Genomic DNA, 7640 nt, shown 5'->3' with positions numbered 1-7640 from the left:
CGGCGGCCCGGGCGAGCGGCAGCAGCCGCCCGTGACGGAACTTGACGGTGTTCTCGCTGACTTGGAGCACGACCGGGGCGTCCGCCGCCTCTGCTCCCGCGATCACCGCCTCGATGTGCTCCAGGGTGATGATGTTGAACGCGGCGACGGCACCACGCTCCGCGACGGCAGCGGCGACCAGCTCACCGGTGGCTGCAAGGGTCATGGCTCCTCCTTCTCGCCGAGGACGGACTCGTCCGCGTTCTCCTGCTCCTCGCTGCTCACCGGGTCTCCGCGTCGGCGGTGGGGCTCAGGATCACGGAACGGGTCAGATGGCGCGGCCGGTCGGGGTCGAGGCCGCGTGCGGCGGCCACGACGGCCGCGAGCCGGTGGACGCGGACGAGTTCGGCGAGCGGGTCGAGGTGCCCGGCCACCCACAGCCCGCCGGTCTCCCGCACCTGTTCGGCCAGTCCCCCGGGCGCGTCGCCGAGCATCCAGACGGCGCTCCCGCGGGTGGTGATGCTGATGGGACCGTGCCGGTACTCCATCGCCGGATACGCCTCGGTCCACGCCTGCGCGGCCTCCCTCATCTTCAGCCCGGCCTCGTGTGCGAGGCCGACGGTCCAGCCGCGGCCGAGGAAGGTGAACTGCGAGCAGCCGGCGAGTCCTTCGGGCAGCGGGAGGTCCAGCGCGGTGCGGGCGTCGGCGACCACGGCGTCCGTGTGCAGTCCGAGGTGGGCGCGGAGCAGGGTGAGGGCGGTGGTGGCGAACCGGGTCTGGACGACGGACCGTTCGTCGGCGTATTCGAGCACGACCGGGTCGTCGGCCACGTCCGTCACGGGCGTGCGCGGGTCGGCGGTGATCGCGGCGGTACGGATCCGCCCGCCGAGCCGCCCGAGGAGTTCGAGGACCTCGGTGGTGGTGCCGGACCGGGTGAGGGCGACCACCCGGTCGTAGGCGCGTCCGTACGGGAACTCGGAGGCCGCGAAGGCGTCCGTCTCGCCGTGCCCGGCCCGCTCGCGCAGCACGGCGGCGGCCTGCGCCATGAAGTACGAGGTTCCGCATCCCACGACCGCCACGCGCTCCCCCACCGCTGGCAGCGCGTCCTTGTACGCGGCCGCTCCCGCGGCCGCGCGGGTCCAGCACTCGGGCTGGCTGGTCAGTTCGTCCTCGACGTAGGTCATACCGCGCCCTCCGCGACGTGGGTCATACCGCGCCCTGCGCGACGTGGGTCATGCCGCACTGTCCGCTGTGATTGTTCATGCAAGATACTGCCCGCTTCCAATCACCATCAAGCATTCGATCCGAGATGCGGTGCGTTAGGGTCACCCCGGAGGCCGAGGAACGGAGAGTGCGGATGTCGCGCGACGCCCGCTGGAAGGCACTGCTGGAACTGCTCGTCGAGCGCGGCCGGCTGGATGTCGAGCAGGCGGCGGCCGAGCTGGAGGTGTCGGCCGCGACGATCCGCCGCGACTTCGACCAACTGGCCGAGCAGCAGATGCTGGTGCGCACCCGGGGCGGCGCGGTGGTGCACGGCGTCTCCTACGAACTGCCGCTGCGCTACAAGACGGCCCGCCACGCCTCCGAGAAGCAGCGCATCGCCACCGCGGTCGCCGGCCTGATCGCACCCGGCGAGGCGGTGGGGCTCACCGGAGGCACGACCACCACGGAGGTGGCCCGCGCTCTGGCGGTGCGCGGCGACCTGACGTCGGGCTCCCCCGCGCTCACCGTCGTCACCAACGCGCTGAACATCGCCAACGAGCTGGCCGTGCGGCCCCAGTTCAAGATCGTGGTGACGGGCGGGGTCGCGCGCCCGCAGTCGTACGAGCTCATCGGCCCGCTCGCGGACGGCGTCCTCGGCCAGATCACCGTCGACGTGGCCGTGCTCGGCGTGGTGGCCCTGGACGTCACGCACGGCGCGGCCGCGCACGACGAGGCGGAGGCCGCGATCAACCGCCTGCTGTGCGAGCGCGCCGAGCGGGTCGTCGTCGCCGCGGACTCCAGCAAGCTGGGGCAGCGCGCCTTCGCCCGGATCTGCCCGGTGGAGTCGGTGGACACGCTGGTCACGGACGCGGCGGCGGGAGCGGAGACGGTCCGGCGGTTCGAGGAGGCGGGCGTGCGGGTGCTCCTCGTCTGACGGAGCCGCACCCGTCCGCCGCGCTCCCGGTGGCGGCCTCGCCCGCTGCGCCTAAGCTGGGAGGCGCCGTGGCACGCCGGGTGGCAGGGAGGCTGCGATGGCCGAGACGCCGGCCGACCAGTACGTGCGGGGTGCCTCCCGGTATCTGCCGATCGCCGAGCACGGCCTGATCGGGGATCTGCGGACCGTGGCCCTGGTCGGTTCGAACGGCACCATCGACTGGTACTGCTGCCCGTCGTTCGACGCCCCGAGCGTCTTCGCCTCGATCCTGGACGCGGACCGGGGCGGATGCTTCGAACTCTGCGCGACCGTGCCGGCGCGCACGAAGCAGTTCTACTTCCCCGACACCAACGTCCTGATCACGCGGTTCTTCACCGAGGACGGCGTCGGCGAAGTACAGGACTTCATGCCCGTCGGCGCGGGGTCGGTGGAGGCCGAACGCCACCGGCTGATCCGGCGGGTGCTGTGCGTGCGCGGTGCCATCCCGTTCCGGGCGCGGGTGGCCCCGCGGTTCCACTACGGCACCCGGTCGCACACCGTCCGGGTGCTCGGCGACGTCGCGGTCTTCAAGTCCGCCGACCTGTCGCTGGCCCTGACCGCCACCGTGGCCCTCGAAGGCGACGACCTGGACACCTGGGCGGACTTCAAACTCTCCGAGGGCGAGTCGGCGGTCTTCGCGCTGGACCAGGTCGGAGAGGATCTCGGGCCGCGCAGGTGCGCGCGCCTGGAGGCGGAGCAGCAGTTCTGCACCACGGTGGCGTACTGGCGGAACTGGCTGTCCGCCTCGCGCTACCGCGGCCGGTGGCGGGAGATGGTGCACCGCTCCGCCCTCACGCTGAAGCTGCTCACCTATGCGCCGACCGGTGCGATCGTCGCCGCACCGACGACCAGCCTCCCCGAGCGGCTCGGCGGCGAACGCAACTGGGACTACCGCTACGTATGGGTGCGTGACGCGGCCTTCTGCGTCTACGCCCTGCTGCGCCTGGGCTTCACCGGCGAGGCGGAGGCGTTCATGGCGTTCGTGACCCGGCACATCACCTCCGGAGACGGAGGACCGTCGGGCCCGCTGCAGATCATGTACGGGATCGACGGCCGCACCGACCTGCCCGAGCACGAACTCGACCATCTGGAGGGCCATCGGGGGGCGGCGCCGGTGCGCATCGGCAACGCGGCGGCCGAACAGCTGCAACTCGACATCTACGGCGCCCTCATCGACTCGGTCTACCTCTACGACAAGTGGGCCCAGCCGATCTCCAGCGACCAGTGGGACGACGTCTGCGCGCTGGTGGACTGGGTCTGCGCCCACTGGGACCAGCCCGACGAGGGCGTCTGGGAGACGCGCGGCGGCCGCAAGAACTTCCTGTACTCGCGGCTGATGTGCTGGGTGGCGATCGAACGTGCCATCCGGATGGCGCGCCGCCGTGGCCTGCCCGCCGATCTGGTCCGCTGGCTGGAGTGCCGTGACACGATCTACCGGCGGATCATGCAGCGGGGCTGGTCCGCCGAGCGCCAGGCGTTCGTGCAGCACGAGCAGGGTGATGTGCTCGACGCGGCGGTGCTCATGATGCCGCTGGCCAAGTTCATCGCGCCCACCGATCCCAAGTGGCTGTCCACACTGGACTCCCTCGGCCGGGAGCTGGTGTCCGACTCGCTGGTCTACCGCTACGACCCGAGGTCGAGCCCGGACGGTGTGCGGGGCGACGAGGGGACGTTCTCCATCTGTTCGTTCTGGTACGTCGAGGCACTGGTCCGCGCCGGCCGCCTCGACGAGGCACGGCTGGCCTTCGAGAAGATGCTGACGTACGCCAACCATCTGGGGCTGTACGCCGAGGAGATCAGCCCCACCGGCGAGCAACAGGGCAACTTCCCGCAGGCGTTCACCCATCTCGGGCTGATCAGCGCGGCGTTCAACCTCGACCGGGCCCTGGGCTGAGGGCCGCCCCACCGGCCTGCCCACGGCGGGACCGTACATCTCGCGCGACCGGCCGCTCCGGCCCCGCCATGGCCGTCCTTCGGAACATGCGGCCCTCGGACCGGGACACGGCCGCTGCCTCCGCGCCGTCCCCGAGCGCCCGGCAACTCCCTTGCCGTGCCCCAGGACGGCCCCTACCTTGATTTTGTGCCATTAATAAACAAAGTCCGCTCGCACAGCGCCGTGCCGGACGGCGACCTGACCCGGCTCCGCCTCGCCCTGACCGCCTTCTTCGCCCTCGACGGCTTCGTGTTCGCCGGCTGGGTCGTCCGCATCCCCGCCATCAAGGACCGGACGAACGCCTCCGCCGGCGCCCTCGGCCTCGCCCTCCTCTGTGTCTCCGCGGGCGCCGTGGTCACCATGACGCTCACCGGCCGCCTGTGCCGCCGTCACGGCAGCCATCCCGTCACCGTGTTCTGCGCCGTCCTGCTGTCCCTGAGCGTCGCCCTGCCGCCGCTCGCCCGTTCCGCTCCCGAACTCGGCGCGGCGCTGCTGGTCTTCGGCATGGCGTACGGCGGCATCAACGTCGCCTTCAACAGCGCCGCCGTCGGCCTCGTCGCCGCGCTCCGGCGGCCGATCATGCCCAGCTTCCACGCGGCGTTCAGCCTGGGCTGCATGACGGGCGCCGGGCTCGGGGGGCTGGTCGCGAACTCCGTGTCCCCCCTGCAGCACCTCCTCGGGCTCACCGTCCTCGGCCTGTCGGTGACCGCGGTCGCCGGGCGCTGCCTCCTGCGCACGGGGCCGCCGACGCGGCCGAGGCCGCCAGAGCCACCGGGGCCGCCGGCGCGGCCGGGACCGTCGGCGCCCCCTGACCGGGCACGGCCGCCCGGCGAGAACGCACCGCGCCGCCCGGCCCCCCGTACCCGGGGTCTGGTGACAGTCTTCGGGCTGATCGCGCTCTGCACGGCGTACGGCGAGGGCGCGCTGGCGGACTGGGGGGCCCTGCACCTGGAACAGGACCTCGGGGCGCATCCGGGGGTGGCTGCGGCCGGCTATTCCTGCTTCGCACTGGCCATGGCCCTGGGGCGGCTCGGCGGCACGGTCCTCCTGGAACGGCTCGGGCCGATGCGCACGGTCGTGTCGGGCGGCGCCACGGCGGCGGCCGGGACGCTGCTCGGCTCGCTCGCTCCGTCGGTGTGGGCGGCGCTGCTCGGCTTCGCGGTCACCGGTCTCGGCCTCGCCAACATCTTCCCGGTCGCCGTGGAGCGGGCCGGCGCACTCGCGGGTCCCGACGGGGTCGCCGTCGCCTCGACGCTCGGCTACGGCGGCATGCTCCTCGGCCCGCCCGCGATCGGGTTCATGACGGACCGGTACTCGCTGCCCGCCGCGCTGACGAGCGTGGCGGCGCTGGCCGCCCTCGCCTCGGCGATCGGGCACGGGGTGCGCCGCGCGGCCGCCGTCCGCCCGTGATCAGCCCTTCTCACCGGGCTCGCCCGTCGAGAACTTGCCCTCCCAGACCGCCTTCGCCCCCGAGTCGCCGATCCGGTACGCCTGGACGACCGCACCGACGCTCACCACCAGGGCCAGCACCAGCACCACGACCCGCACCGGAACGGAAGCGGCCATTCGCGCCGTGGTGGAGGCCCGGCCCCCGGTGGGGCCGCCCCCGGTGGGACTGCCGACCGCATCCTCGCCGTCGGGCCGCCGGCGGGCGGCGCGGCCCAGCCACCACACGACGACCGCGAGCACCACGAGGGCGATGACCCAGGGGGTCAGGCCCTCTCCCATCTCGGCATGAGCCTCCACCAGCGGGGTCTCCTTCACCCGCTCCTCCAGCCACTCGCCGGATTCGGTGGTCAGCACCACCAGGGCGAGTGCGACCAGGCCCAGCACCGGAAGCATCCACCCGAGCCGGCGCGCCATCGCGGGCCACACGGCGCAAAGGACGAGCGCCAGCGCCGTCAGCGGAACCAGCACGACCGCGCCGTGGACGAAGAGAGGGTGGCCGGGGAGGCCGTTGATCAGCCCGACGCTCACGGGGGTCTCCTTCGACAACTGTGCCGGGCAGCTCCGGCCGGAAAACCTACTCTCCCCGGATCCGGCACCCCGCCTGCGGCAGCCGCGCGGGGGTGCGCACGGATGGAGCAGGCCGGCAAGACCGACCGTGGCACCACCGCCCGGTGGCCGGCGGGCCCGGACGCACCGCACCGCTGATCCACGCCCCCGCCCCCCTCTCCTGCGCGGCCGCCCCATGCGGCACACTCACCCCATGGAGACTGCCGAGTTCATCGCGGCGCTGGACCGGGACGGCCGGCTGCTGGCCGACGCGGCCGAGGAGGCGGGTGGGGACGCGACGGTGCCGGCCTGCCCGGAGTGGCAGGTGCGGGACCTGCTGCGGCACACGGGCATGGTGCACCGCTGGGCGGCGGCCTTCGTCGGCGAGCGGCGCACCTCGTCACACCCCGGCGGCGGCCTGCCGGACCTGGACGGCGCGGAACTCGTGGCCTGGTTCCGGGAAGGCCACCGCCACCTCGTCGGTACCCTCTCCCACGCCGAGCCCGACGTACAGTGCTGGCACTTCCTGCCGGCGACATCGCCGCTCGCGTTCTGGGCCCGGCGGCAGGCCCATGAGACGGCCGTGCACCGGATCGACGCGGAGTCGGCGCGCGGCGGCACACCCACCGCGATCGCCCCGGACTTCGCGGCCGACGGCATCGACGAACTGCTGCACGGCTTCCACGCCCGCTCCAGGAGCCGGGTGCGCAGCGAGGAACCGCGCGTGCTGCGGGTGCGGGCCACTGACGCCGACGGCGCCGTGTGGACCGTGCGCCTGTCAGCCGAGCCGCCCGTGACCGAGGCGGGCGATGCCGCAGCCGCGGACTGCGAGGTGACCGGGCCGCTCGCCCAGCTGTATCTGTCGCTGTGGAACCGGGTGCCGTTCCCGCACGTGACAGGCGACGCCTCGGTCACCGGCCTGTGGCGCGAGAAGTCCGCGGTGGTCTGGGCCTGAGCACACGGGATGAGGCCGTCAGCCGGCCGGCATCCGCGCCGGCTCTGGCTCAGATGGACCCTGCCGAGCATGCTGCCGTTCGGTGCGGCCTGCGCGGTGGTCGCCCGCTCGCCTCGGGAAGGAGCCGGTGGGGGAGCCGGTGGGCTCCGCGATTGAGGCGGGGACCGGGGAAGGAAGGGGAGCAGAACGCCTCCCCGCGTGTGCCCGGCGGATCGGTTGCCGCGCCGGGCACGCCTGTTTGACTCGGTGCATGGACAACCACGGGGGACGTCCGCTCCCGTCCCGCAGGCGGCGCACTCGGGCCGAGCGGGCCGCCCTCACCGTCGAGATCGGATACGCGCTGTGCAGCGCGGTGTTCGCGGCGGTCCTGGCGTTCGGGGCCGTGGCGGGGCCCGCCTTCGCCTTCGGCCTGCCGGACGGAGCACGGCATACGCTGATCGCCTCGGCAACCACCGCGGCCAGTGTGCTCTTCGCCGCCCGCTTCATCAGCCCGGGCTCGGGCGGCTGGGGAGACCGCGCGGCCGGCGGCGCGCTAGGGGGTGTTTCGAAAGTCCTGTGCGGTGCCCGCGGTGTCCGGTGCGTGCTCTCGGCGTGCCGGACGA

General features: G+C 73.3%; 8 protein-coding genes. 5 read left to right on the top strand and 3 right to left on the bottom strand.

Features of this window, described 5'->3' with window-relative positions; all coding sequences use genetic code 11:
* The coding region (locus ACFSL4_RS26565) for a class II fructose-bisphosphate aldolase (RefSeq protein WP_381088403.1) at positions 1–205 on the bottom strand (205 nt) is incomplete at its 3' end.
* 55 nt (positions 206–260) lie between these two features.
* Positions 261–1163, bottom strand: coding sequence for an SIS domain-containing protein (locus tag ACFSL4_RS26560; protein ID WP_381087930.1), 903 nt, complete (start codon positions 1161–1163; stop codon positions 261–263).
* A gap of 173 nt (positions 1164–1336) precedes the next feature.
* On the opposite strand from ACFSL4_RS26560, the gene ACFSL4_RS26555 reads away from it, so the two are divergent.
* The 3 genes from ACFSL4_RS26555 (at position 1337) to ACFSL4_RS26545 (ending at position 5498) form a co-directional block, all read left to right on the top strand.
* Entirely contained in the window at positions 1337–2116 is a 780-nt protein-coding gene (locus tag ACFSL4_RS26555) for a DeoR/GlpR family DNA-binding transcription regulator (RefSeq protein WP_381087927.1), read from the top strand.
* Positions 2117–2213: 97 nt separating this feature from the next.
* Positions 2214–4049, top strand: a complete 1836-nt coding sequence (locus ACFSL4_RS26550) for a glycoside hydrolase family 15 protein (protein WP_381087924.1) — start codon at positions 2214–2216, stop codon at positions 4047–4049.
* 222 nt (positions 4050–4271) lie between these two features.
* Positions 4272–5498 carry an MFS transporter gene (locus tag ACFSL4_RS26545; RefSeq protein ID WP_381088401.1) on the top strand — a complete coding sequence of 409 codons (1227 nt, stop codon included), beginning with the start codon at positions 4272–4274 and terminating at the stop codon, positions 5496–5498.
* Here the strand turns inward: ACFSL4_RS26545 and ACFSL4_RS26540 are convergent, their stop codons facing one another.
* A complete protein-coding gene (locus ACFSL4_RS26540; RefSeq protein WP_381087921.1) occupies positions 5499–6065 on the bottom strand; it encodes a DUF2231 domain-containing protein in 567 nt (188 codons plus the stop codon).
* A 232-nt stretch (positions 6066–6297) separates the two neighbouring features.
* On the opposite strand from ACFSL4_RS26540, the gene ACFSL4_RS26535 reads away from it, so the two are divergent.
* Complete coding sequence (locus ACFSL4_RS26535; protein ID WP_381087918.1) at positions 6298–7038, top strand: maleylpyruvate isomerase family mycothiol-dependent enzyme; 741 nt, start codon at positions 6298–6300, stop codon at positions 7036–7038.
* Positions 7039–7288: 250 nt separating this feature from the next.
* Positions 7289–7640, top strand: a 352-nt coding sequence (locus tag ACFSL4_RS26530; protein ID WP_381087915.1) for a DUF6332 family protein, incomplete at its 3' end; no start/stop codon positions are given.

The sequence above is a fragment of the Streptomyces caeni genome, assembly GCF_042678285.1.
GTDB lineage: Bacteria > Actinomycetota > Actinomycetes > Streptomycetales > Streptomycetaceae > Streptomyces > Streptomyces caeni.
This window is presented reverse-complemented; position numbering and strand designations above follow the sequence as displayed.

What these genes read in the sequence shown, in the direction of transcription:
- ACFSL4_RS26555 (WP_381087927.1), top strand. Translation starts at nt 1,337, where the DNA reads ATGTCGCGCGACGCCCGCTGGAAGGCACTGCTGGAACTGCTCGTCGAG.
- ACFSL4_RS26550 (WP_381087924.1), top strand. Translation starts at nt 2,214, where the DNA reads ATGGCCGAGACGCCGGCCGACCAGTACGTGCGGGGTGCCTCCCGGTAT.
- ACFSL4_RS26560 (WP_381087930.1), bottom strand. Translation starts at nt 1,163, where the DNA reads ATGACCTACGTCGAGGACGAACTGACCAGCCAGCCCGAGTGCTGGACC.
- ACFSL4_RS26535 (WP_381087918.1), top strand. Translation starts at nt 6,298, where the DNA reads ATGGAGACTGCCGAGTTCATCGCGGCGCTGGACCGGGACGGCCGGCTG.